Below are 25757 nucleotides of genomic sequence, written 5' to 3'. Positions count from 1 at the left end.
AAGTCAGCACATACACCACATCACGTTTTTAGCGTGTTTCTTTTTTTCTTGAAAAAATTCGCTGCGCCTCCTTAATTTCCAACCGGATTTTTGACATTTCTTCATCCAGCGAGAACGCTGCTTCAGCTGCCCTCTTTAGCCGGACCTGAATATCTTCCGGAAAATCGCCTTTATATTTATAGTTTAGCGAGTGTTCAATCGTTGCCCAGAAATTCATTGATAGAGTCCGGATTTGTATTTCTGCAAGAATCTTTTTTTCACCGTTGATTGTCTGCACCGGGTAGCGGATCACGACATGGTAGGAGCGGTAACCGCTTGCTTTTTTCTGTGAAATATAGTCTCTTTCTTCAATTACTTCAAAGTCTTTTCTCTTATGCAACAGCTCGACTACTACTTTTATATCATCGACAAATTGGCACATCATCCTGAGGCCCGCAATGTCCTGCATTTCTGATTCCAATTTATCTAGCGGAATATTCTTCTCAGCCGCTTTGTCGAGGATGCTGACAATCGGCTTTACCCTTCCTGTAACAAACTCAATCGGGGAATGGATGTGTTCCCGTTCAAATTGTGTCCTCATTCCCTTTAACTTTACCTTTAATTCTTCAACAGCCTGTTTATACGGAGCTAAAAAATCTTCCCAATGTTCCATGTTCGCCACCCCTATTCCAAAACGCTTCTACCGGCTATGAGAGGAATACCTGCTCCACTTTAGAAACAAAATCCTCTCCATAATTGCTGTTTCCCTTGATATTCTCTATTAAATAAGAAAGCTCTTCATATAAACCCTCTAATTCAATCTTCTTATCTCCTTGGGCAAGAACGGCAGGAATATTATCCGCCATGGCAGCTTTGATATTGGCCCAGATAGGCTCAGGCAACGAAATATATGTATAGTCATCTTTATTTTCCATTATGTAGATAAATGAGGCGCCATCCGAATCTACCAGCATTTGCCCTTTAGGGGTTAACTCGGACAAATCCGCATCACTCTCCGGGGTAAGTAGTAGTTCTTGATTTATGATGTCGGCTTTTAACATTGAAATTTTCTTTCTCATAGTTCAACCTCCCAGTTTTACGGTTATATTTTATCACATTGGCAGACCGATTCATAAAAAATTCAAGTTTGCCCTCCTACGATATTACAGAGATAATAATGGCAATAGTATGACTTGATGAAGGGATGATATTATGGAACAGCATATTGAGATTGAATTCAAAAATTTATTGACACATGAGGAATTTAAACAACTAAAGAATTATTTCAAACTGAATGAAGCAGATTTCGCAACCCAGGATAATCATTATTTTGACACCCCAGATTTTGATTTAAAAAAACAGCAAGCCGCGCTTAGAATCCGTCAAAAGAACGGAAAATACGAGCTTACACTAAAACAGCCTGCAGATGATGGTCTGCTTGAGACCAACCTACCCTTGGAACCATCCCTGGCTGAGGACATACTTAGCGGGAATAGATTGCCTGACAATGAAATCACAAATTTGCTTCCATCCATAAATATAGATCCTTTTCAGCTAATATTGTTCGGATCTTTAAAAACAAGCAGGGCAGAATTCAGCTATAAAGGCGGTCTGCTCGTGCTTGACCACAGTTCTTATTTAAACCAAGAGGATTTTGAGGTAGAATATGAAGTAACACAGAAAGATGAAGGCCAGGAAATTTTTATCAATTTACTGGATAGCCTTCAAATACCCAGAAGACAAACCGAAAATAAAATTAAACGCTTCTACCGCGCGAAATTCGGCTGTTAGCAGCATAATTCAGAAATACTCACTTTTTCAAAAATTTACGTTCCAGAGGTGGAAATCAAAGTTGAAAATACAGGATGTCAGAATGCTAATGGAACTTCAGGCCCTTCAAGGATTTTCAGGTGTAGAAAGCCCTGATACAGAAGAATCCGGGAATCTTTTTCAGGAAGCGCTGGAAACAGCGATTGGACTGGGAAAGGAAAATTCTGTTTCACAGAAGCTTGGGGGCCTTGTGGATATTCTAACCAACAAAAACACTCTTGAAAATATGCTGGACCATATTCCGGTGAAAAGCATGAAGGAAGTTACACTGCCAACTAAAATACCAGAAGCTCTGCCCCCTGAATCCTTGCAGGTAACAAAAGATGACGTTCCTTCCGACATAGAAGATATCATTGAAAAGGCCGCTAACCTGTATAACTTGCCTGCAAAGCTGTTAAAATCGGTCATCAAGCATGAGTCCAATTTTAACCCGAATGCGACGAGCCATGCCGGTGCGACTGGTCTAATGCAGCTTATGCCATCAACCGCTCGGGGACTCGGCGTAAAAAATATATTCGATCCGTTTGAGAATGTTTTGGGAGGCAGCAAATATCTACGACAAATGCTGGACCGTTATGACGGCGATATAAAGCTTGCCCTCGCTGCATATAATGCAGGACCAGGTAATGTGGATAAGCATGGAGGTATTCCCCCGTTTAGAGAAACCCAGAACTATGTAAAAAAAATCATGGGCACGTTTTCTGCATAATGTAAAATAATATTTGTCCTGGAAGAAGATCATCAGGCTTTTACTAAAGAACCGGGTACTTGAGTATTCATTTGATTTTCCAAAGGGCAGTTTTTTCCCTTTCGATTGAAAGCGGTTACAAAGATTGTGGAATAGCTTACTAATCTTTTTGCTAGAAGGCTGACAAGCGGAAAATTTGAGATATTAAATGGCGATTGATAAAATAAGTATACATTATATTTTTAAAAGGAGTAATCAGGATGACAGAAGGTAACCCTACACCATATGAAGTAATTGGAGAAGGGCGGCTGCATAGGCTGATTGATTCCTTTTACTCAAAAGTAAGTAAACACCCGGAACTGAAACCAATCTTTCCTGATGATTTAACGGAGACTGCCAGGAAACAAAAGCAATTCATGACACAGTATCTTGGTGGTCCTTCGCTATATACGAATGAACACGGGCACCCGATGCTTAGGGCGCGCCATATTCCTTTTAAAGTAACACCCAGCCGTGCCGAGGCCTGGCTTGCATGTATGAGGGAAGCTATGGATGAAATTGGATTGGAAGGAGAATTTAGGGAATTTTTCTATCATCGTCTTTATCTGACAGCGCAGCATATGATCAACACGCCTGAAGAAGACGGGAAGGGAGAAGACATTTGAGTTCTCAAAAACCGGTTTTCAATGTAACGGATTGGATTGGGTCACAAAGCTGGTACGGTCCAGGCAAGAAGCCGATTGAAATCTATATTTTTGTGGACCCGTTATGCCCAGAATGCTGGGCATTGGAACCAATCTTAAAGAAACTGCAAATCGAATATGGTGAATTATTTAGTTTAAGGCATGTATTGAGCGGTAAATTAGCTTCTCTTAATAGAGGGAACAGAAAAAATTATGAAAGTATGGCACAGGTTTGGGATCGGACCGCCGGGCGTTCGGGAATGTCCTGCGACGGCACCCTATGGTTTGAAAATCCCATCTCCTCCCCTTACAGTGCTTCCATTGCCATTAAAGCAGCTGAGTTGCAAGGCCGGAAGCAGGCAACCCTCTTTTTAAGAAAGCTGCAAGAATTATTGTTTCTTGACAAACGCGATATTTCCGATTTACAGGTCCTTACAGAATGTGCTCGGGAGGTTGGCATTGATGTCGAGGAATTCACTAAGGATATTTCTTCCGCAAGTGCCGCCAAGGGTTTTCAATGCGATTTGAAGATTACTTCGGAGATGGACGTTCACGAGATCCCTACCCTTGTCTTCTTTAACCAAAATATCGAAGAAGAAGGCATAAAAGTGACTGGCTTTTATCCGTACGATGTTTATGTACACATACTGGATGATATGTTAAGAGGCCTTCCTGAACCAAAAAGCCCTCCTCCTCTCGAATCCTTTATAAAAGCATTCAAGCTCGTAGCCACAAGGGAAATTGAAGTGGTTTATAATATGAACAAATATGATGTTGAACGGGAAATGAAAAAGCTTGCATTACAGCAAATTGTCAAAAGGGTTCCGGCTAAATATGGCACCTTTTGGAAATATATCGGCGAATAACTCCCCTCTGTGGGGAGGTTATTTTTTATGGTTTTAAATGTGAAAAGCCTTGCAAACAACTATTTGCAAGGCTTTTCTATTCATACGAACAAAGGGGATGGGAGAAATTTTTCACGGTCAAACAAAAAGGGGTATGTGTTTGCTTGTGATCAACTTCACTATTGTAATATAACAAATAGTCACAGCTTTTTTCAACTGATTGTACATTATTTCACAATATTGTCATATTCTCAGCATAATGATTGTCCAGCTGAATATAATTATGTCATTGGGGGTCTGCCCCTCAATCCGTTAACTCATTAAGCCATCGTCTTTGAATCTGTGACTCTGGGAGGAAGCTGTATTGTGGCCAGATTCGTTATTGTCCTGTTATTTTTGATGATTGTGTTTTTTATACAATTAATGGGGTTGTTGAGAATCATTCCTTTATATATTAGTTCCCCAGTGTTGTTTCTAACTATATTTATTATCGTGTATAAACTGAATGAACGAAATCGTTTTAAGGGGTTTTGATCGGTTTTTTAGGCACAAAAACCGTCCGATTTGGGCCGGTTTTTATATAATTCACATATTCATGGAATAACAAAATGCTTAGTTTTCCATGACTTATGGGAATATAGTTTTTCCTAAACCACTAATTAAGTAATACTGAGTTTTAAACCAACTCGTTAATACCAAGATAATGAAAATTAACAACCTGTTTACTTGTTTGATACTGCATATATATTTGTGCACCGTGCTTGATACTTTCCGTTCCCCAGTGTAAATAAAAAAGTACACCACTTGATTCTTTGTGGTGTACTCATTGAAAATCTTTAGGCTAATAACCCTTCCAACTCAGATAGTTTTTCTTCAAATACCTTTAGAGCCGCTCTGATTGGCTCAGCTTCAGTCATGTCTACGCCCGCTCTTTTTAGTACCTCGATCGGATAATCGGAGCTCCCTGATTTTAGGAAGTCAATGTACCGGTCAACCGCAGGCTGGCCTTCTTCCAGTATTTGTTTGCTTAATGCTGTAGCGGCGGAAATGCCTGTCGCGTATTGATATACATAATAATTGTAGTAGAAATGTGGAATGCGTGACCATTCCAGTCCGATTTCTTCATCGATTACAATATTTGTGCCGAAGTATTTTTTGTTTAGCTCATAATATTCATTGGTCAGCATTTCAGCCGTTAAAGCTTCCCCGTTTTGTGCCTTTGTATGAATTAGGTGCTCGAACTCTGCAAACATGGTCTGGCGGAAAAGGGTTCCCCGGAAGCCTTCCAAATAGTGGTTCAACAAGTAAATGCGCTTTTTCTCATCATCGATTGTTTTCAATAGATAATCGTTTAGCAAATTCTCATTGCATGTGGAAGCTACTTCTGCCACAAAAATGGAATAGTTTCCATAAGGATAAGGCTGGGTTTTCCTTGTATAGTAGCTGTGTACAGAATGTCCAAATTCATGGGCCAATGTAAACAAATTATTAACGTTATCCTGCCAGTTCATTAAAATATAAGGATTTGTACCGTATGCACCGGATGAATAAGCACCGCTGCGTTTACCTTTGTTCTCATGAACATCGACCCAGCGGTTTTCAAAGCCTTCTCTTAATACATTCAAATAATCCTCGCCAAGTGGTGCAAGACCATTCAGGATTAATTGTTTCGCTTCTTCATAAGGAATTTCCATCTTTACTTCTTTGACCAATGGGGTATAAAGATCGTACATATGAAGTTCATCAAGGCCAAGCACTTTCTTTCGCAGGTCGACATATCTATGAAGCAAATGAAGGTGCTCATTCACTGTGTTGATTAAATTATCATACACGCTTTCAGGGATATTATTGTTGCTAAGCGCGGCATGGCGTGCGGATTCATAGTTGCGCACCCTTGCATTAAAATTATGATTTTTTACAATTCCGGAAAGTGTGCTAGAAAAGGTGTTCTTAAATTGTCCGTAAGTCGCGTATACACCTTGAAAGGCATCTTTGCGGACCCGGCGTTCTTCGCTTTCCAGAAAACGAATATAGCGGCCATGTGTAATTTCCACTTCATTGCCATCCTCGTCCTTAATGGTTGGAAAGGACAGATCGGCATTGTTTAACATTCCAAATGTATTGCTTGAGGCATCCAGCACTTCCGATGCTTCAGCAAGCAATGCTTCTTGTTCGGCAGAAAGTACATGGGGACGCTGCTTGTTGATTTCCTCTAGTGAATGTTCGTAGAGCTTGAGCTCCTCTTTTTCCTGCAAAAATTGTTGTATCTTGCTTTCTTCAATGGCGAGCAGCTCGGGAACAACATAAGAAAAACTGCTTGCTGCCTGAGAATAAAGGTTTTTTGCACGGTCGTCCATGCCTTGGTAGAAAGAATTGGTGGTGTCCTGGTCATAACGCATATGCGAATATGTATAAACCCTGCCTAGCCTTTCAAAAACGTCATCCTGAAACTGAAGGGCAGCAAATAGTTTTTCCGCACTTTCCCCAAGGGTGCCCCTGAAGGAATCCGCTTTTGCAAGATCCTCTTTTATCCCCTTCCATTCCTTTTCCCATTCCTCTTCCGTTGCGAAAATGTCTTCGAGCCTCCATGTATCTTCAGCCTCTATATCTTCTCTTGCAGGCAGTTTTTGTACACCTGTGTCCTGTGCCATGATGATTCCTCCATTCCAAAAAAATTTATAGTACTATTTCGCGCCGCTTGAATGATATCCTCTTCCACCCAATTAGCTCCTACTTCCTTTTATTTTACTTCATTTACCCATCTGAAGCAGTTTTTGATGCACATAATAAAAATTTTTCTCCAATTCAACCATTTGTTCAACGGTTCTTGGTATCTCAATTTTCTTCTTTATTTTAAAGTATCCGGTTTTCTGCGCTTCTATATACCCGGTTTGCAGGAAGAATGACACATAGTTAAACAGTGGGAATAAGTGGTCTTTACCTGTAATCAGGGGAAGCCTCCGTAACCGAATATGCCCTTTTTCTATCCTATTGTTAAAAGCCCTGATAAATTCATTGATCAAAATAATCCGGCCTTCTTCCTTCCTATGCAGTACATCGGTAAAAATGTAAGATTGCCATCGCACAGCCGCCGTCTCGACCAGATGCATGCCTTGGACCGGAAAACCTATCTCCGGTGGGAGTGTACTGGGTGTTAATTGATTCATATACAGATTACGATAAAAAACGTCTTTCCAATTGGCTGATTTTTGATTGTGGAACGACCAGGCCATCCTCTTTTCCCTCCATCTGGAAAGAAAAGGGAGCACACAGGATTGCACATCAAATAATTCTTCAAATGATAAGTTGGATAGAGGAGAATGGGTTTGAAGAGAAAAAGCAGTTCGTGGGGAAAACGGAATGATTCGCTGAAGCATTGAAAGGCGATCCTTCAAGGGACAATAAGCAAGAATCACAGGTGCCGCGTGGCTGCCCGATAGAAAAAGCCAATCGAAATGACGAAGGGAAAATTCGTTTTGGTTTATTTTGTTAATGTTCTTCTCACTAACGATCCATAACGGAGAAATGCCTGCGCTTTGATAGGCTTTTGTACGATTGATAAAGACAGCTTCAGGTATGCTTGAGCACTGGAATTCAATGGCATACTTTTTGTTACCAACTGTAAAGAGAATGTCTGCCCTTTGTTTTATTTCGGGAATATATGCTTCGAGAATGGAGTGGTACTGACGGGAAATCCATTGGTAAAGGTTTGCTTTTCCTAACAAATGATATTCAGATTCTGGTTCGGAGGAAGCATTGCATGAGGAGTTTCGTTTGTGGGCAAAATGGGGAATTTTCACGTTTCCAGCTTTAATGGTTACTTCGCTATTACAGCATGGACAATGAAATCTCCCTTGCTTTTTCATGTTTAGAACTTTTTCTTTCGTTTCAATATTATAGAGCGTTATGAATAAACCCTTTTCGTTTTTTGCTGTCAGCACATGTCTGGCCTCCTTTTCTCTTTGAATATTCTATCAATACCACCTAATTTCCTTTTTCTTATCTAAAAATATTTAATTAGTTAGTAGACATTTTACAGGTGATATCCGGTGAAGGGAATACATACTCAATCGCCAAATATACCGCAATTTCGTATCAGCGAATTGCCGCATATATCAGCCAATTATCTAGATATATAGGCCAAATTATAGGGCTCCATTAGGAATTGTACAGATAGGAATAGCATGAATTCCTATCTGACAAAAGATTACGAAGAAAACCTACTTATAATAGCGGTGACAGCAGTCTGCACGTGGATTCAATGACTTTCAGGCCGAGGTTCCGCTTTGAAAAGGTCTCGATATGAATCTCCCGGGACTCCAAGATGTCGTGTAAATAATCGTTAACAAGCTTCTCAGTGCTTCTTGTTTTGTATAGGAATGCGTTTACTTCAAAATTCAAATGAAAGCTTCTCATATCCATATTCGAAGTACCGATAGAAGCCAATTCATTGTCAACAATCACTATTTTACTATGCATGAACCCATGCTTATACTCGAAGATCCGGACACCGGCATCAAGCAATTCTGGAAAGTAGGATCGGGATGCATGAAAAACAATTCGTTTATCGGGGTTTTTAGGAACAAGAAGCCTAACATCCAGACCGCTTAAAGCTGCTATTTTTAAAGCCTGGAAAATATCATCATCAGGAATGAAATAAGGGGATGCAATCCATACAGATTCCTTTGCCGATGTTATCATGGAAAAGAAAATGCTCTTGATAACCGTCCATTCATTATCAGGACCGCCGGCAATCATTTGGACACCTCCATGTTTATGGACAATCGGCATGGGCGACAGATATTCATCTGTAAGAAAGCTGTGATCCGTACTATAATACCAATCCTGTAAAAAGATCAGCTGCAAGGAACGCACCGCTTCACCCCGTAACATTAGATGTGTATCCCTCCAAAACCCGAAATGTTCATTCCGCCCAAGGTATTCATCCCCGATATTTAATCCACCCATAAAAGCTGTCTGTCCATCTATGACAATGATTTTCCGATGGTTCCTAAAGTTAAATTTATTATTCAAGAACGGCAAGCGGACTGGTCCAAACGCTACCATTTCGACACCGGCGTTCTTCAAATCCTGTATATACTCCCTTGAAAGCTGCCAGGATCCGACTGCATCGTATAAAAATCTTATTTTTACGCCCTGCTTCGCTTTTTGGATTAATATATCCTTTATATCTATGCCAATCTTGTCATGGCGAACGATATAATATTCCATATGGATATGATGATTTGCCTTTTTAAGCTCCTCTAGTATATGTGAAAAAGTCTCTTCACCATTTGTTAAAATTGTTGTTTCCGTACCAAAAGATATAGGGCTATTGCCAATACGCTGGGCTAGCTTAAACAGCTTTTGCTGATGCTCCCCCATCTCCAAAATTCTTTCATTGCTGATATCCGGCTCCCCATTTACCCTTAAAAAAGCTTCTTTATCAAGAAAATATTTTTTCCTGAACATTCTTTCTTTCCGGAAATTCCGGCCAAACAAGAAATAGAAGATAAAACCAACTAATGGAAATGCTCCAAAGACAACCAACCATGTAAGCGTCTGTGTCGGATGCCTGTTCTCCAGGAAAATGATAATTCCGATAACAACTACGGATAACGTCAGCAATACACTGAAATAACCAAGGATACCTCCCTTAAAATGATCTTTTAAAAAAAACCATAAGCCACCCATTAAGACGATTAAAAAAGAAAGTCCAATCGTTTTTTTCACAAAGACACCGCCCCTGCCAACATGTTCACCTATACAACATACATACCCTAAAACAATTTCATGCAATCGTTCGGGTTCTTAGAGTGTACTATTTATAACAAGCATAGTAGAAAAAAGCCGATTCCTTGTTGAAATCGGCCCTAGCTTTATGCAAAATATTTATTTACTGTTATGAAAACATCGTTTTCCATTACAACTTTCCCATATTCTTCAAGCATATGGACGGTAATTGGAGATTCCTCACTGTATTCAAGAAGAATGCTTAATATATTATCGATTTCATCTTCGTCGGACTCATCCTCAGAAAACTCAATGTACAAGTAATATTTATTTTGGTATACAAACAGCTTTGTAACTAGTCCATCTAAACCCTGGCGGTTACTCAATGCTATTAAGTCATCAAAGTTCTCAAATTCCGTGATGAACTCTAATATGCCATCCTCAAACTGTAGAACATTGTCAACCTGGTGTTTTCCCTGAAAATGATGGTCAAGAAGAGACTCAATCTTTTCGTCAACAGGTAAATCCTTCAGCTTGTCTTCAGAAATCGGTAATTCCAGCCTTTGGCCATCTTTGGTCAACTGTGCACGGGTAACAAGAACCTCTAACCCTTTCTCAAGAGCCTGAACCTGAATCCATAACGGGCCTTCAATCATGAATTCCTCTTCCTGATGCACTTCGTCCATCATTTCCCAGAAAAGCTCTTCGCTCCGTTCCCGGCTATACCAGATTTCTTCCCGATCAAAGCCGCGTTCTTCGATATCTATATAAGAGATGTAAAACTTTACTGTATCTTCATTGATCCTTTCAATTTCCACGATATACCTCTCCCTTCTGTTCACATTTTGAAGGGATAATTACCCCCGGGCACCAAAGCCCTTTCTAATATCATTACCCATGAAGCTGCTTTTGTAATCATTGCCTCATTGGTAAAAAATATATTCTATTTTTCTTTTATTTTATGACAAAATAATCAATAAGGGAAATAAAAAACCTGTCCAAATTGAAAAACAATTGTTTACCCACTGTCTCAACCAATTTACCGGTTTGACAGGTCTATTTATCAGCTCACAAACATGCAGTTTGCTGAAGGCAGACAAAGTTTGAGTACGGTCGAGACGTTTCAGTAACATTTATTGATAAGGATACTATATAATGAAAGAGCCCTGCCATTATTATGGCAGGGGTTCTTTCAAGATAAAATCTACAGGAACATTTGCTTTTCTTTTTAATTAACCATTTTTTGTGCTTCACGCAGCTGGAAAGTGCGTACCTTGCGCGGCAGGAACCGGCGAATTTCGTCTTCATTGTATCCTACCTGAAGCCTTTTTTCGTCTAAGATAATCGGTCTTCTTAGCATGCCAGGATTATCTTTAATCAATTTATATAATTCCTGGAGGGGCAAAGCCTCCAAATTTACATTCAGCTTTTGAAAGGTCTTAGATCTAGTGGATATAATTTCATCTGTACCGTCTTCAGTCATGCGAAGAATTTCTTTAATTTCTTCAATAGATAGGTTCTCGGAGAAAATATTTCTTTCTGAATATGGAATCTCATGTTCTTCGAGCCAAGCCTTCGCTTTCCGACATGATGTACAGCTTGGTGATGTATATAAAGTAACCATCATTCACTCACACTCCCTGAAAATAGAATCGGTGATCTATGCTGGGAAATCATTTTATTTATTGCGGTTTATTCACCTTATTTGAAATAACTTTAAATAAGTAATTTCTATTAATTATTATACACTAAAACTAGTAAAATGAATACCCTTTTTGAAAAATGTTGAAAACGTGAAAACTATCTTGTCTAAAGCTTCTATCTCCTGCATTTTACATTAGCTTCCAGCCAACTCAACCATCATTATCGCTAAAGAATGGTAATTTCTTATTCTCAATTACAAAGGACTTTAAAGGTTTTTACTGATAATGGATAAGATTATTTTCTACCTTTTACATATACCCAGAGGTGCACTTCACAAACATATTACAGCCGATATTGCCAGATTTTTGCTCATTTATTTTAGAAATGTGCTGAATGATTTCTTTTTTGCTTTTAAAGTGGTCATTCATTAAATAAAATAGAAGATGTAGGGCTGTGTGTTCAAATGCTTCACTTATGACAGGAGGATTGAGATGGCTGCTTATTTCCTTGATTTTTCAATCGTAGCGGTACTTATTATTGGGATAACGGCAATCAATGGTGTTTTGACTAATGGCATAGGCGAAAAAGTATTTGGCGGGAAGCGCCACTCAGCAAGTTCAGACCAGTCTGAAAGAATTCAGTCAGGCTGGAATAGCGTAGGCGGCAAAACAAAAAGTAACAAATAAAATCCATAGCCGGCTTAAAAGGATACCAAAAAGAGGTCTAGCGGTCACAAGCTGTATCTCTGTCGGCATCCTTTTCTTTTATTGAAATTTCCTCCATACGTATTCGCCTTTTACTTTTGGTATCAGTTGAGGTACCAAAACCATTTATGGGGTATATTCCACATTAGGGGTATAGCGGTTTGCCGCATTCCATAGCAGAAATTCGTTTATTCCGTTATCCTTTAGAGCCTTTATTTGGGCATCCACTTCCACTTTGCCATATTTCTTATAATTCCCCGCACCAAGGTATGAAGCGGTAAAATCCTGTAGCCAAGGCCTTGAAACAGGAGGTGTCTTTAATTGCCCCAGCTTTTGCTTTTCAAGCTTCGCGTACTCATTCACTAATTTGTATGGTTCAAGGTCCGGCTTTACGATCCCGAAATACGAGGTCCAATGGCTCGGATATATCATAGATGAAATAACATCTACGTTTTCCGAGATTTTTGAGAAGTTTTGGCCAATTCCAGGAGCCTCAGGCAATGTCGCGGAATAGCCAAAAATGTCAACGGAAACCTTTACACCGTATGGCTTTAATTTTTCACGGGCATAAGCGACAAAATCCGTTACAGCTTTTACCCGTTTTTGTATATTATCCATTTTAATATCCCTGTATGCTCCCAAACCGTATTTCAGTGTACTATCCCTTTTTTCAAAACCTTCAGGAAATCGGACATAATCAAATTGAATTTCCTGAAACCCCATTTTGGCTGCTTCAATGGCGATGCCAACATTATAATCCCATACTTCCTTCATAAATGGATTAACAAATGATTCTTCTCTTCCATTTTTCCAAACTTCTTTCCCGTCCACAAAAGACAACTCCGGCCTTTGTTGAGATAGTATGGAATCTTTGAATACAACGACCCTTGCAATCGGATAGATTTGTTTCTTTTCCATCTGTTTAAGTATGTCGGCAGGTTTCTTTATGTAATCTTTTCCAATTCCTGCATAGGGAGATTGCGGGTCTTCAGGCCGATAGGTAACATTGCCCCGATCATCTTTGATATCAATAACCATCGCATTTAATTCCGTTTTGTCAACCAAATCCACAAGCCGGCCAAAGTTGCTTCCGCCAGCTGAATGCCCTGTCACATAAATTCCCCGGACTGCATTCGGGTACTTAAATGTCAGACCTGAATCATAAATAAACCTTGGAACAGCCTCCGGTATATTTTTGATGGAAAGCGTTACCTCACTTTTTGGATGGCTTAACGAATCAAGTGCATCTTCTGCAAACACAGGAACCCCAAGCGTGGTGGCTGAACCAAGACATAACATCCCAGTGATTGCCAGCCGTTTTAATCGTCTCATATCCCCGCTCCTCTCGGACTGGAATCTCAAATCCTATTATAATCTAACAGTAAGTAAGTGGAATCCTCTTTTGGAACGATTCTATTTAAAAAGAAATTCTCAACTTCCTTTACCACCTATAAAGGAGATATACTCTTCTTTTCCATAAAAAAACGACCTTCGCCTTGAAGGTCGTTTTTTTTTATTTAGCACGGCTTGCTTGATATTGCTTTAACTCCGCTTCTGAGCATAAAACAAAATGCCCTGGAGCCACCTCACGCATCTTTACTTCCTCACCCTCTGCATAGTTATGAACGCTAGGATCATATACCTTCCGTTTTCTTGTTCTTTCGAGCTCCGGATCTGGAAGAGGAATGGCGGATAACAGAGATTGCGTATACGGGTGGATCGGGTTTTCATACAGCTCGTCACTAGTGGCAAGTTCAACAAGCTTTCCAAAATACATTACACCGATACGGTCACTGATATATTTCACCATGGAAAGGTCATGGGCAATAAATAAATAGGTTAACCCTTTTTCTTTTTGCAGCTTTTTCAATAAATTGACGACCTGCGCCTGAATAGACACATCCAAGGCTGAAATGGGTTCATCGGCAATGATGAATTCAGGCTGGACGGCAAGTGCGCGGGCAATCCCGATACGCTGGCGCTGCCCTCCTGAAAATTCATGCGGGTAACGATTAGCGTGCTCACGGTTTAAGCCAACTGTTTCTAGAAGATTATAAACCATATCCATGCGTTCTTGTTGTGTCTTTGCAAGCCCATGGATATCAATTCCTTCGGCAATAATATCCGCTACCTTCATACGTGGATTCAGGGAAGCGTAGGGGTCCTGGAATATCATCTGCATGCTGCGATTGAAATTCTTTAGTTCCTTCTTGGATTTCCTTCCATGTACATTTTCCCCTTTAAAAATTACTTCACCATCCGTCGCATCATAAAGACGAATGATTGTACGTCCGGTTGTTGACTTTCCACAACCAGATTCTCCGACAAGGCCTAAGGTTTCCCCTTTATATATATCAAAGGAAACATCATCTACTGCCTTTACCATGGATGGTCTGCCAACATTAAAATATTGTTTGAGATTCTTTATTTCCAGTAACTTATCCTGTTCCATCAATTACCCTCCTTCCTGTCAACGAACTTTTTCATACGTCTTTTAACTGCCTCAGGCGGCTCTACCTTTGGAGCATCCGGGTGCAGAAGCCAGGTAGCTGCATAATGTGTATCCGAAACCTTAAACATTGGAGGCTGCTCTTCTAAATCAATCTGCATCGCATAAGCATTGCGGGGCGCAAATGCATCCCCTTTTGGCGGATTCAGCAAGTTAGGAGGAGTTCCCGGAATTGCGTACAGCTCTTCATCCTTTGTGTCCAGGCTTGGCATAGAACTGATCAAACCCCACGTATAAGGATGCTGTGGATTGTAAAACACTTCATCTACTGTACCAATTTCGACAATCTTTCCGCCGTACATCACAGCAACTCGATCGGCTACGTTGGCAACGACACCAAGATCATGAGTAATAAAAATGATAGAAGTATCAATTTTTTTCTGCAAATCCTTCATTAACTCCAGGATTTGTGCTTGAATTGTTACATCTAGTGCTGTCGTGGGCTCATCCGCAATCAGGATTTTAGGATTGCAGGCCAATGCAATGGCAATAACAACCCGCTGCCTCATTCCCCCTGAAAATTGGTGAGGATACTGGTCAAACCGTTTCTCCGCCTGTGGGATTCTTACCAGATGAAGCAGCTCCAAAGCACGTTCTTTTGCTGCTGCCTTGCTGACATTTTGGTGCTTGATAATTGGCTCCATGATCTGCTTCCCTATTTTAATCGTAGGGTTTAAAGAGGTCATTGGATCCTGAAAAATCATAGAAATATCTTTTCCGCGGATTTTTTGCATTTCCCTATCTGATAGTTTCGCCAGATCCTTGCCTTCAAATAGAATTTGACCGTTCTTAATTTCAGAATTCGAAGGAGGCAATAACCTCATAATAGACTTGGTTGTTACAGACTTGCCTGAACCTGATTCACCCACAATCGCAAGTGTTTCTCCTTTTTTTAATTCGAAATCGACGCCGCGGATTGCTTTTACTTCCCCCGCAAAAGTGTGGAAGGAAATATTTAAATCCTTAACTTCTAATATATTTTCCATACCTTCACCTACCTTCTTAATCTCGCATTTTAGGATCTAGGGCATCCCTTAATCCATCTGCAAGCATATTGAACGCTACCATGATAATACTGATTATGACAGCCGGAATGATCATTTCGTGCGGATGCAGGCGCAATACTTTGAAGCCTTCATCAATCAACGTACCAAGTGACGCATCAGGCGGCTGAAGTCCCAATCCGATAAAGCTTAAAAATGCTTCAAAAAAGATTGCGTTTGGAATGGTAAACATCGTATTGATGATAATGACACCTGCGAGGTTTGGCAATAAATGCTTTGAGATGATTTTTGCATGGGTATTCCCTAGTGTTTTGGAAGCCAGAATGAATTCCTGTTCCTTTAGCTTCATAACCTGCGCGCGGACCACCCGGGACATCCCTACCCAACCGGTTATGCTCATCGCGATTGTAATAGATATAATCCCTGGTTCAAGAACAAGGATCATAAGAATAACAATTACCAATTGAGGGATACCCATCAAAACTTCGGCGATACGCTGCATGATATTGTCCAGCCTTCCGCCGAAGTAACCGGAAACCGCTCCATAAGCAACACCGACTACCATATCAATTAAAGCCGCTAAAAACGCAATATATAGTGAAACTTGCGTCCCCTTCCAAACACGCGTAAATAAATCGCGTCCCAGAGGATCCGTACCAAACCAGTAATATTCTTTTACATTTTTCTGTTCATACATATCCACTTCTTTTCCGCTCGGCAATGTTTTCACACCATCGAATGGAAGCCAGCTGATATTCTCCAAGCCTTGTATCTTAGGAGGAAGGTTCTGATGTCTTACGTTTTGTGTATCGAACTCCTTGCCGCTGATCGCCGGGCCAACAAATGCCATAATAATCATTACCACCATTAAGACAAGGCTTATTAACGCGGCTTTATTTTTTCGCACACGCATCCAGGCATCTTGCCAGAAGTTCAGGCTTGGCTTGTTGATTTCCTCACTCTTTGAGGAATCAATAACGGCTGGGGCAAATCGTTCAGCAGCAATCTTTTCATGCTTTGTTGCCATTATTTTTTCCCTCCCGCTAGCCTGATACGTGGATCAATGACTCCATAAAGGATATCCACAATCAAGATAATTACTACGAAAAGTGCCGCAAATAGAAGGGCAGTACCCATGATTACATTATAATCGTTCACGACAATCGACTTTACAAATTGCTCACCAATACCCGGTATCGCAAAAATCTTTTCTACTACAAGGGAACCTGTCATTAGAGAGGCGGTTAACGGGCCAAGAACCGTTATAACCGGGATTAAAGCATTCCGCAATGCATGTTTAAAGGCAATTTCAAAGAAGCTGGCACCCTTCGCCTTTGCGAGTGTGATGTAGTCCGAGCTTAACACCTCAATCATTTCCGTCCTCATAAAACGGGCAGCTATTGCAACGGGAAACATGGCTAGCGCAATTGTGGGCAGGACGGTGTATTCAGGACCTTTCCAGAAAAGGACCGGAAACCATCCTAGCTTCAAAGCGAGAAAATATTGCAGCAACCCTGCGAAAACAAAATTAGGAATTGCCTTTCCGATAACTGCAAGGAAAGTTGAACCATAATCAATCCATGTATTCTGTCTGACAGCTGCCACAACTCCAAGGATTATTCCTACAATAGATCCAAAGATCATGGCCTGCAGCCCAAGTTGGGCAGATGGGCCTATTCTTCTCATCAATAGATCATTTACCGGTGTGTTTCCGAACTGGAACGCGATACCGAGATCTCCTTGTATCAAACTGCCAAGGTATTTGAAATACTGAACCGGTACTGGCTGATCCAGGCCGTATTTAGCTTTCATTATTTCTAACTGCGCAGGGGGCAACTTAGCGGCACTTGCAAAAGGCGTTCCCGGAATAAGCTTCATTAGAAAAAAAGTAGCAGAAGCAATGACAAACAATGTAATTAACATATAGAACACCCTTTTTGCCAAATATTTGGCCATCCTCTCGCACCTCCATAAAAAAATTTAATTTTCCCTTAAATTCGACAATTCTCGCACAGGGAAAAAGAGAGTATATTCTAAAAATATACTCTCTTTTCAACTTCTAAATTATTAACGATCTAGAAAAAGAAAATCATATTGATCTTATTCTTCAGCGATATACGCCCACTTGTAGCAGTAATCAGGACCGTAGTCGTAGGCAGCGATATCTTTAACTTTTGTTGCCTGAAGGATTGCACTGTTACGCTGGTAAACCGGCGCAATTGCAGCGTCTTCCTCAAGAAGGATTTTCTCAGCCTTCAGTAGTGTCTTATAATACTCTTCAGGGTTTGCACCTTGTTCGCTAGCCTGTTTGATTAACTTATCATATTCAGGGTTTGAGTATGCCATTCTGTTACTTCCGCCGTTAGTAACGAACAGGTCAGAGAAAGACATAGGATCGCGGTAGTCTGGTCCCCATCCAGCCATTTGAAGATCGTAGTTCATAGAGTTGTCACGTTCTAAACGAACAGTAAATGGAACACTTTCTACTTTAACTGTTAAACCTTCAAGGTTTGTTTCCAATTGATTCTTCATATACTCAGAGATTTTCTTGGCACTTTCTGTATCATCGCCAAGATAACGAAGAGTGATTTCTTTCTTTCCAAGTTCTTCTAAACCTTTTTTCCATGCAGCCTGAGCTTCTTTCTTGTTGTATTCAAGAAGATCTCCGTTTACTTCACGCCAGTCTTTACCAGATGCTGGGTCAGTTACAAATTCCTTTGGCATTTGTCCATTGGCAGGAATAGAACCATTGTTCATGATGCTGTCAGTGAAATCTTGTTTGTTAAATCCTTGAGCAATTGCCCGACGGATGTTTTCGTTTTGTAAATCAGGATTCTTTTGGTTCATTTTCAACCAAAAAGTCACCTTTTCTAAATCATTAACTAAACGCTCGTCACCTTCATAATTTGGTACAAGATCAGATGAAAGCTTATACGTTCTGTCCACTTCACCAGCTTCAAAAGCATTTGCTTGTGCAGCAGTGTCTTTAACTACGTTGAATGTCAGCTTTTCTAACTTCACGCTGTCTTTATCCCAGTAGTTATCGTTCTTTTCAAGAACCCACTCTGTGTCAGTAGGGCCATCCCAATCAGTCATTACGAATGGGCCGTTGTATAGTAAGTTGTCTTTGCTTGTTGCATAATTCTTTCCTTTTTCCTTAACAAACTTTTCTTGTTGCGGATAGAAGGTAGGGAATGCGAAAAGGTCTTCCCAGTATGGAATTGCCTTTTCTAAAGTTACTTCTAGCGTTTTGTCATCTTTCGCAACAACACCTAAAGTATTTAAATCATAAGGCTTTTTAGCTGCAGCGGCATCTGTGATAGCTTGAGCGCCTTTAATCTTGCCGCCCATCATATATGGACCGTATGGGGAAGCAGTCTTAGGATCGATTGCTTTTTTCCATGCAAAAACGAAATCATTTGCAGTAATTGGATCTCCATTAGACCATTTTGCATTTCTTATTTTAAATGTAATAACAGTTTTGTCATCACTAACTTGTGGCTCACCATCAGAAAGAGCTGGCACCGGCTTGTTCTCCTGGTCTAGACGATATAGACCTTCACCAACGTTGTTGATGTAATCAAAACTTGTTGATCCTTCAGCAAGTGCTGTATCCATTGTTGGGATTTCTGATGCATCAAAAGCAGTTAATTCCTGTGTAGCCGCAAGTTGGCCATCACCTTTTGCTTTGCCATCCTTATCACCCGAAGCCTGGTTATCTCCACCGCCGCTACATGCAGCAAGGATTAAACTAAACACAAGTGTAAGAATCATTAACAAAGAAAATTTAGATTTCTTCAAATATGACACCCCTTTTATTAAATTCTTACAAAGTTTATTATACAAGTTTTTAGAATTTTGTATATAAAGTTTTTTAAAAAAGTTTACAAAGTCATAATAAATTTATGGAAATTAAGCAATTCCTCCTATGGAAATACAAATCATTTAGTTAATTTTACACAATTTTACACTTAAACCCAGTAAATAAGCGGCTTTTTTGCAGGAAGAAACACAATGCGCCTATCTATTGAATGTAATAAGGTTTTTTTATCATCTTATAAATTACTCGTTAAATGTTATTCTGATATAATATTAATGCTTTAAAACTTATTTTCCACCTGTATTTTTGATATACTACCTCTAGATAACGAAGCTAGCGAGGTCATTTCATTGAAAAAAACCTTTTTTTGGACTGCCACGTCCATTTTTCTCGTTTTATTGCTTTCAGTGCTTCTATACAGGGAGCTGTCATTGCTCCATTTCATCAATCTCACCTTTTATATTGCCGGCGGGCTGTTAAGTGTATCTTTATTGGCCATGGTGACGCAGAAAGGTTTCTTTGACGCCATCTTCCTTAGTTTCCGCACAGTCCTTGACAGGACAGATAATAAAGAAGAAAAAAAACCACTATCAAAGCTTATTTCCTTTGATTACAGTACTTTGTTTTCTGTAGGAATTTCTCTTCTTGTTATTATGCTGGCAGCATTATCTTTATATTACTTATGAGATTCCAGGAACTTGTTTAAACTTAGGAAAGAGGCATATAGATTATTTAAAACAGTGGAATAACCGGGAATTTATCCTTACAATATTAAGAAGGTCTTATTTTATGATAACTAGAGGAGTGACAAGTAAGTGAAAAGAATTTTTTCAGGCATTCAGCCTACTGGTTCCGTTACCCTGGGAAATTATATCGGGGCCATGAAGCAATTTATCGACCTGCAGCATGAGTATGATTGCTTTTTCTGCATCGTCGACCAGCACGCGATTACCGTGCCCCAGGACCGCCTCGAGCTGAGGAAGAACATCAGGAGTTTGGCAGCCCTTTATGTGGCGATCGGCCTTGATCCAGAGAAGAATACTATTTTCATACAGTCCGAAGTCCCAGCACATGCACAGGCAGGCTGGATCCTGCAGTGCATCTCCTATATTGGCGAGCTTGAAAGAATGACCCAGTTCAAGGATAAGTCTGCGGGAAAAGAAGGAGTATCTGCGGGGCTGCTTACATATCCGCCATTAATGGCTGCTGACATCTTACTCTACAATACAGACCTTGTACCTGTCGGCGAGGACCAAAAACAGCATCTCGAAATAACAAGAGACCTAGCAGAACGTTTTAACAAAAAATACAGCGATATCTTCACGATTCCTGATATCCGCGTACCAAAGGTCGGTGCCAGGATTATGTCCCTTCAAGAGCCGGGGAAGAAGATGAGTAAATCAGACCCGAACAAGAAAGCGACCATATCCATTCTGGATGATCCAAAACAGATTGAAAAGAAAATTAAAAGTGCCGTCACCGATTCTGAAGGCATCGTAAGATTTGATAAAGAAAATAAGGCAGGCGTTTCCAATCTGCTCTCCATTTATTCCATTTTCAGCAAGAAGAGTGTGGAAGAAATTGAAGCTATGTATGAAGGAAAAGGGTATGGGGACTTTAAGGCCGGCCTTGCAGAGGTTATCCTGGAAGAAATCATGCCAATCCAGGAAAGATACCGTGAACTCCTTGAATCAAAGGAACTTGATGACATCTTGGACCGCGGGGCTGAAAAAGCAAACGCTGAAGCAAATAGAATGCTTAGAAAAATTTATAATGGCATGGGCCTTGGCAGAAAGCGGTAAAATCCATACAAAAACGGGTTCCAGACTGGAACCCGTTTTTTATGAATATATACATAAGACAACGAATAATCGAGATTAAATCAATAACAAACCGGAAAGCTTTCATTATTAAGCCAAACCTGTCACGATTTTCACGAAAAAACGAGATTCACGTTATACGTAATACTTTTTAAACGAATATCAATTTTCACGGCCTATTATAGCATGGACGGGCTGTCCCCTACTTCCATTTCCCAAAGCTTTTCAAAAAACGGCTGCCCTTTGATTAGGTTCTCACACAGGTGCAAATGCTTTTCCGACCATCCCTCTTGTATTTCTTCGTATAATTCCTGCCAGGCATCCTCGAAATTCAGCGACTGGATATATTCATATTTTTCCGGAGCCCATTCGGTATACCAATAACGGATCTCAGCCGTGTTTTTTGCATTGAAGAGCTGGTCAAGTGCCATGAACAAAAGCTGCTTGAGCTGGCGCTCCCTCCTGGTAAGACCTTTCATGAAATCAGGAGAAGGGGATAAAATATGATGCTCTTTCCCGGTTCCGTCCGCTTCATTGTAGGTGAAATCCATCTCTTCTTGATTTTCCACCATATCATAAACGATTTGTTCTTGTCGGGGAATCAGCCTGCTTTTTCTGATTGGGATATGGTAGCCAATGGTGTCTACAGCCAGGATTCCGGATCCGTCCGTCACCACAAAGCAGTAATCCATCTGCACCCTTTCATGGTTTTTCCTGGAGTACGCCTTTTGATAAACGTCATTAAGTAAGGCTTTAGGAAGTTCTGCTAAATCGTTTTCTATGTACTTAAACAACGGGGTAGAAATTTTGAGCAGCGGCACTTGGTCGAGAAGTTCAATGCCGTCATCTTTTCTCCATTCATGGAAATGGCATATATTGTAGCCATTTTCCTCTCCTTCAAACCAATTCACCCATACATCGTGAAGATATAACATGATTAACCCCTCGCTTACATGAATCTATTTGTCCATCATTATAGGCAGAGTGCAGAAAAATTATTCCTGTTTTGGATTGGAAATGGCATAAAAATCAACAGGAATAAGCCTAAGCTTTCCCGTGTATAAGGGCTCATTCCCGATCCTCCATTCCTTCTACAAAAACATGCGAAGGAATCGTAAACGATTTTTTTATGGGAATAAGACCATGCTTATTTACCAAATCATACCCTGAACAATAGCCAAGCATAGAGGGATATGGGCGTTTCCCAAGCAGCAACGCATCATGAAGCTCATCAGATCGTCTGGTCCCAAGCCGTCCCTTTAAGTACTTCTTGAAAAATGCATCAAGCTCCTGTTCTGTGTATAATCTGGTCCAATGAGCAACCTGCTCGTTCCCTACATGCTTTAATACCGCATACTCTGCAAGACCTTCCATAATAATCGAATCGAGCAGCGTATATTCTGAAGGCTGCTTAATGATACGGTTTAAGCGGCAGACATGATGATATTCATGAACAAATACAGCTTCCAGCTCCTTCTCTCCGATCCCGGGACTGATAAACAGAAACATCCTGTCTTTGAAGGCAAGCCCGGATTTAGTCTCCTTTGATCTTCCCAGCAACCCCTGATTTCTTAAAGGGAAAATATAAACTGGAATATCGAAGCCGTCCCATATATCATTATATTTAGTAAAAAAATGGTCTGTTAATCCCCATACATCCCTCTCCATTAATTGTTGAAAATCTTTTTTAGACCTTGCAGAAGGTGAATACATCCCATGCTTTTTTAAATAGTGATAAAACTGGTCACTGCTTTCTTTTGAAAGAGATACACTGCACTTGGCCAGTATGTTTACCGGGTTGTTAAAGTCTTTTTCTAGCCATTCCTTTGTATCAATAACTGCCAATGCCATCCACCTCCATGCTTATGGATTACGTTATTGTATGCCGCAAGCTATAACACTGGTAAACAATTCCACAACGTTTTTCGTTTATTTTTTTCCGGGACGGGAAAGGTTTCCTATAAGCTAATTAAAGGAGGTTGGTTCCATCATGAGAAAACTACTTATGGGCGGATTGGCAATAGGTGCAGCTTATATGCTGAAAAACAAGGATTCAAGGGACAAATTGATGAATCAGTTTAAATCACGAACTGGCAGGAAACGTAAATAATTAGATCAAAGTAAACGTTCAAAAGGGTGCACCAATACAACAGGTGCACCCTTTTTGAGTTATTCTTGCTTATTCATATTTCTTAAATACGATCGTCGCATTGTGTCCGCCAAATCCAAGCGAATTACTCATCGCCGCTTTTATTTCAGCCTTCCTTGCCTCATTGGCGACATAATCCAAATCGCATTCCGGGTCAGGCGTTTCTATGTTAATTGTTGGAGGCATGATCCCATCGCGAATTGCCTGAATCGTAAAGATTGCTTCCACCCCTCCGGCAGCCCCTAATAGATGTCCTGTCATCGATTTTGTCGAACTCATTGCCAGTTTATATGCATGGTCGCCAAATACTTCTTTAACCGCCATTGTTTCATACTTGTCATTATAAGGCGTGCTGGTACCATGGGCATTGATGTACTGAATATCTTCTGGCGCCAAGCCGGCATCGTTGATTGCCATTTTCATGGCACGGGCACCACCCTCCCCGCCTGGTGCAGGTGCTGTAATATGATAGGCATCACCGGTAGAGCCGTACCCAACTATTTCAGCATAGATAGTGGCACCGCGTTTTATGGCATGCTCAAGGTCTTCCAGAATAATGATACCAGCGCCTTCTCCAATGACAAAACCATCCCTGTTTATATCAAATGGCCGGCTTGCCGTTTCTGGATCAGGGTTTGTTGACAAAGCCGTATTGGCACAGAACCCGGCAACAGCCATTTTCGAGATTGGTGCTTCAGCTCCACCCGTAACCATCACATCTGCATCGCCCCGCTGGATGACTTTAAAGGCATCCCCAATAGAATTTGTACCTGTTGCGCATGCAGTAACAGTACAGGAATTCACTCCTCTTGCCCCGAGCAAAATGGAAACCTGCCCGGCAGCCATATCCGGAATCATCATGGGAACAAAGAAAGGGCTAACCCTCTTATATCCTCTATTCAGGAATGTTTCATACTGGGTTTCGAATGTTTCCATTCCGCCAATCCCTGAACCGATCCATACGCCAACCCGAGGGGCGTTTTCTTCCGTGATCTCAAGTTTTGCATCCTTCACAGCCATCATCGAAGCCGCAATTGCATAATGTGTAAAGCGGTCCATTTTTCTGGCATCCTTCTTTTCCACGTACTCTTCGATGTTAAAATCCTTTATCTCTGCAGCAACCTTTGCGGGATATTCTTCTTTATTCAGGCGCGTCAATGGGCCGACCCCAGACTTACCAGCAAGAATATTGGTCCAAGCTGTTTCGGCATCATTGCCAACCGGGCTCACAGCTCCAATTCCTGTTACAACTACACGGCGTTTATTCATAGCAACCAGTGCTCCTTTCTCACACAATTAACTTATATATATATCTTCTAACCTAACGTTTCTGTCTTCAAATTCGTAGCTTGTTCTATTGCTGTTTAAATTATTTTCCCCAGCGCAGGGCGATGGCTCCCCACGTTAGTCCTCCACCAAAGCCTACCATGACTAGTAGGTCTCCATCTTTTATCTTGCCTGCCTCCAATTCCTCCACGATCGCAATCGGGATGGAAGAAGCAGATGTGTTCCCATATTTATGAACGGTTTTTGACATCTTTTCTTCAGGCAGGTTCAGCCTTTCTCTAGCGGCCTCCATAATGCGAATATTGGCCTGATGAGGTATAAGCAGGTCAACATCTTCTTTAGCAAGGCCTGCTTTCTCGAGAACATTTACACATGATTCCCCCATTTGGCGAACTGCGAACTTGAATACTTCACGGCCATTCATAATGATGTGTTCGTCTTGGTATAAATGCTTGGCACCGGATCCGTCGGCACCTAGTTCGAAAGAAAGGATCCCCCTTCCCTCACTCACCGGCCCTATGATCGCAGCACCAGCTCCATCTCCAAAAAGAACGGCTGTATTGCGGTCATCCCAATTCGTGATTTTGGAAAGCTTTTCAACCCCAACAATGAGTACATGTTTATACACGCCCGACTGGATAAATTGGCCTGCGGTAACCATCGCATACATGAAGCCAGCGCAAGCTGCACTAATATCCATCGCAGCAGCCCTCTTAGCGCCCAGCTTTTCCTGGAGCATGCAAGAGACAGAAGGGAATGGCTGGTCAGGAGTAACTGTAGCGACTAAAATCAGATCGATATCTTCTGCCGCAATCCCTGAATCTTCGATTGCTTTAAGAGATGCTTCATAAGCCATATCAGATGTGTCAAAATCATCGTCCGCTATTCTTCGCTCCTCAATTCCCGTTCTTGTTCGGATCCACTCATCTGAAGTATCTACAATCTTTTCCAGATCAACATTCGTCACAACTTTTTCGGGTAAAAAGCGGCCGATGCCTAAAACGCCTGCATTCATACTGACAACCCCTTTTTTATCTTCAATGTTTAATATCAAATATTATT

Annotated in this window: 24 protein-coding genes; 7 read left to right on the top strand and 17 right to left on the bottom strand. The window is 40.8% G+C overall.

All coding sequences use genetic code 11. The annotated features are described in order from the left end of the window. Positions 1 to 28 precede the first annotated feature (28 nt). Both yjbM and CUU64_RS12280 read right to left on the bottom strand, forming a co-directional pair. The gene (yjbM, locus tag CUU64_RS12285; RefSeq protein ID WP_101633915.1) at positions 29 to 652 is read right to left on the bottom strand and encodes a GTP diphosphokinase; all 624 of its coding nucleotides are present in this window, start codon (positions 650 to 652) and stop codon (positions 29 to 31) included. Between the two features lie 34 nt (positions 653 to 686). Beyond that, positions 687 to 1058 carry a UPF0738 family protein gene (locus CUU64_RS12280; protein WP_101633914.1) on the bottom strand — a complete coding sequence of 124 codons (372 nt, stop codon included), beginning with the start codon at positions 1056 to 1058 and terminating at the stop codon, positions 687 to 689. Positions 1059 to 1191: 133 nt separating this feature from the next. Between CUU64_RS12280 and CUU64_RS12275 the strand changes: the two genes are divergently transcribed. The 4 genes from CUU64_RS12275 (at position 1192) to CUU64_RS12260 (ending at position 4046) form a co-directional block, all read left to right on the top strand. Continuing rightward, positions 1192 to 1770 carry a CYTH domain-containing protein gene (locus CUU64_RS12275; RefSeq protein WP_180954576.1) on the top strand — a complete coding sequence of 193 codons (579 nt, stop codon included), beginning with the start codon at positions 1192 to 1194 and terminating at the stop codon, positions 1768 to 1770. A gap of 61 nt (positions 1771 to 1831) precedes the next feature. Beyond that, complete coding sequence (locus tag CUU64_RS12270) at positions 1832 to 2518, top strand: lytic transglycosylase domain-containing protein (RefSeq protein ID WP_101633912.1); 687 nt, start codon at positions 1832 to 1834, stop codon at positions 2516 to 2518. A 239-nt stretch (positions 2519 to 2757) separates the two neighbouring features. After that, positions 2758 to 3162: a globin domain-containing protein gene (locus CUU64_RS12265; protein ID WP_101633911.1), complete on the top strand. Its 405-nt coding sequence runs from the start codon at positions 2758 to 2760 to the stop codon at positions 3160 to 3162. Then, positions 3159 to 4046, top strand: a complete 888-nt coding sequence (locus tag CUU64_RS12260) for a ClpXP adapter SpxH family protein (RefSeq protein WP_101633910.1) — start codon at positions 3159 to 3161, stop codon at positions 4044 to 4046. The genes CUU64_RS12265 and CUU64_RS12260 overlap by 4 nt, the downstream gene beginning before the upstream one ends. 815 nt (positions 4047 to 4861) lie before the next feature. Here the strand turns inward: CUU64_RS12260 and pepF are convergent. The 5 genes from pepF to spxA form a co-directional block, all read right to left on the bottom strand. Further along, on the bottom strand, positions 4862 to 6676 hold the full coding sequence (pepF, locus tag CUU64_RS12250; protein WP_101633908.1) for an oligoendopeptidase F: 1815 nt from the start codon (positions 6674 to 6676) through the stop codon (positions 4862 to 4864). Between the two features lie 99 nt (positions 6677 to 6775). Next, positions 6776 to 7966, bottom strand: coding sequence for a competence protein CoiA (locus CUU64_RS12245; protein WP_180954575.1), 1191 nt, complete (start codon positions 7964 to 7966; stop codon positions 6776 to 6778). A 283-nt stretch (positions 7967 to 8249) separates the two neighbouring features. After that, positions 8250 to 9719 carry a cardiolipin synthase gene (gene cls / locus CUU64_RS12240; RefSeq protein WP_101633967.1) on the bottom strand — a complete coding sequence of 490 codons (1470 nt, stop codon included), beginning with the start codon at positions 9717 to 9719 and terminating at the stop codon, positions 8250 to 8252. Positions 9720 to 9904: 185 nt separating this feature from the next. Then, complete coding sequence (gene mecA / locus CUU64_RS12235) at positions 9905 to 10576, bottom strand: adaptor protein MecA (protein ID WP_101633906.1); 672 nt, start codon at positions 10574 to 10576, stop codon at positions 9905 to 9907. Between the two features lie 410 nt (positions 10577 to 10986). Next, positions 10987 to 11382 (bottom strand): transcriptional regulator SpxA, encoded by a 396-nt coding sequence (spxA, locus tag CUU64_RS12230; RefSeq protein WP_101633966.1) that lies wholly within the window; start codon positions 11380 to 11382, stop codon positions 10987 to 10989. A gap of 511 nt (positions 11383 to 11893) precedes the next feature. Here spxA and CUU64_RS12225 point away from each other — a divergent pair. Then, positions 11894 to 12088, top strand: a complete 195-nt coding sequence (locus tag CUU64_RS12225) for a hypothetical protein (RefSeq protein ID WP_101633905.1) — start codon at positions 11894 to 11896, stop codon at positions 12086 to 12088. Between the two features lie 144 nt (positions 12089 to 12232). Here the strand turns inward: CUU64_RS12225 and CUU64_RS12220 are convergent, their stop codons facing one another. From CUU64_RS12220 to CUU64_RS12195, 6 genes are all read right to left on the bottom strand, one after another. Then, positions 12233 to 13438, bottom strand: a complete 1206-nt coding sequence (locus tag CUU64_RS12220) for a putative glycoside hydrolase (protein WP_101633904.1) — start codon at positions 13436 to 13438, stop codon at positions 12233 to 12235. A 181-nt stretch (positions 13439 to 13619) separates the two neighbouring features. Further along, positions 13620 to 14558 (bottom strand): ABC transporter ATP-binding protein, encoded by a 939-nt coding sequence (locus CUU64_RS12215; protein WP_101633903.1) that lies wholly within the window; start codon positions 14556 to 14558, stop codon positions 13620 to 13622. Next, on the bottom strand, positions 14558 to 15601 hold the full coding sequence (locus tag CUU64_RS12210; RefSeq protein WP_101633902.1) for an ABC transporter ATP-binding protein: 1044 nt from the start codon (positions 15599 to 15601) through the stop codon (positions 14558 to 14560). The genes CUU64_RS12215 and CUU64_RS12210 overlap by 1 nt, the downstream gene beginning before the upstream one ends. 16 nt (positions 15602 to 15617) lie before the next feature. Further along, positions 15618 to 16646 carry an oligopeptide ABC transporter permease gene (gene opp3C, locus CUU64_RS12205; RefSeq protein ID WP_101633901.1) on the bottom strand — a complete coding sequence of 343 codons (1029 nt, stop codon included), beginning with the start codon at positions 16644 to 16646 and terminating at the stop codon, positions 15618 to 15620. Then, positions 16646 to 17575: an oligopeptide ABC transporter permease gene (gene opp3b, locus CUU64_RS12200; RefSeq protein WP_101633900.1), complete on the bottom strand. Its 930-nt coding sequence runs from the start codon at positions 17573 to 17575 to the stop codon at positions 16646 to 16648. The genes opp3C and opp3b overlap by 1 nt, the downstream gene beginning before the upstream one ends. Before the next feature lie 144 nt (positions 17576 to 17719). Further along, the gene (locus CUU64_RS12195) at positions 17720 to 19429 is read right to left on the bottom strand and encodes an ABC transporter substrate-binding protein (protein WP_308302375.1); all 1710 of its coding nucleotides are present in this window, start codon (positions 19427 to 19429) and stop codon (positions 17720 to 17722) included. A gap of 360 nt (positions 19430 to 19789) precedes the next feature. On the opposite strand from CUU64_RS12195, the gene CUU64_RS12190 reads away from it, so the two are divergent. Then, entirely contained in the window at positions 19790 to 20125 is a 336-nt protein-coding gene (locus tag CUU64_RS12190) for a DUF3899 domain-containing protein (RefSeq protein WP_180954574.1), read from the top strand. Positions 20126 to 20254: 129 nt separating this feature from the next. Further along, positions 20255 to 21241 carry a tryptophan--tRNA ligase gene (gene trpS, locus CUU64_RS12185; protein ID WP_101633897.1) on the top strand — a complete coding sequence of 329 codons (987 nt, stop codon included), beginning with the start codon at positions 20255 to 20257 and terminating at the stop codon, positions 21239 to 21241. 197 nt (positions 21242 to 21438) lie between these two features. On the opposite strand, the gene CUU64_RS12180 is transcribed toward trpS, so the two are convergent. From CUU64_RS12180 to CUU64_RS12165, 4 genes are all read right to left on the bottom strand, one after another. Beyond that, positions 21439 to 22194 (bottom strand): YjbA family protein, encoded by a 756-nt coding sequence (locus CUU64_RS12180; protein ID WP_101633896.1) that lies wholly within the window; start codon positions 22192 to 22194, stop codon positions 21439 to 21441. A 133-nt stretch (positions 22195 to 22327) separates the two neighbouring features. Continuing rightward, positions 22328 to 23104, bottom strand: coding sequence for a DUF2268 domain-containing putative Zn-dependent protease (locus tag CUU64_RS12175; RefSeq protein WP_180954573.1), 777 nt, complete (start codon positions 23102 to 23104; stop codon positions 22328 to 22330). A 334-nt stretch (positions 23105 to 23438) separates the two neighbouring features. Further along, positions 23439 to 24677, bottom strand: a complete 1239-nt coding sequence (gene fabF / locus CUU64_RS12170) for a beta-ketoacyl-ACP synthase II (protein ID WP_101633894.1) — start codon at positions 24675 to 24677, stop codon at positions 23439 to 23441. Between the two features lie 100 nt (positions 24678 to 24777). Further along, positions 24778 to 25710, bottom strand: a complete 933-nt coding sequence (locus tag CUU64_RS12165) for a beta-ketoacyl-ACP synthase III (RefSeq protein ID WP_101633893.1) — start codon at positions 25708 to 25710, stop codon at positions 24778 to 24780. Between the last annotated feature and the right edge of the window lie 47 nt (positions 25711 to 25757).

The organism is Bacillus sp. V5-8f, from assembly GCF_002863565.1.
Classification (GTDB): Bacteria; Bacillota; Bacilli; order Bacillales; family DSM-1321; genus Peribacillus.
Note: the sequence above shows the minus strand (reverse complement) of the source record. Positions and strands in the feature narration are given on the sequence as shown.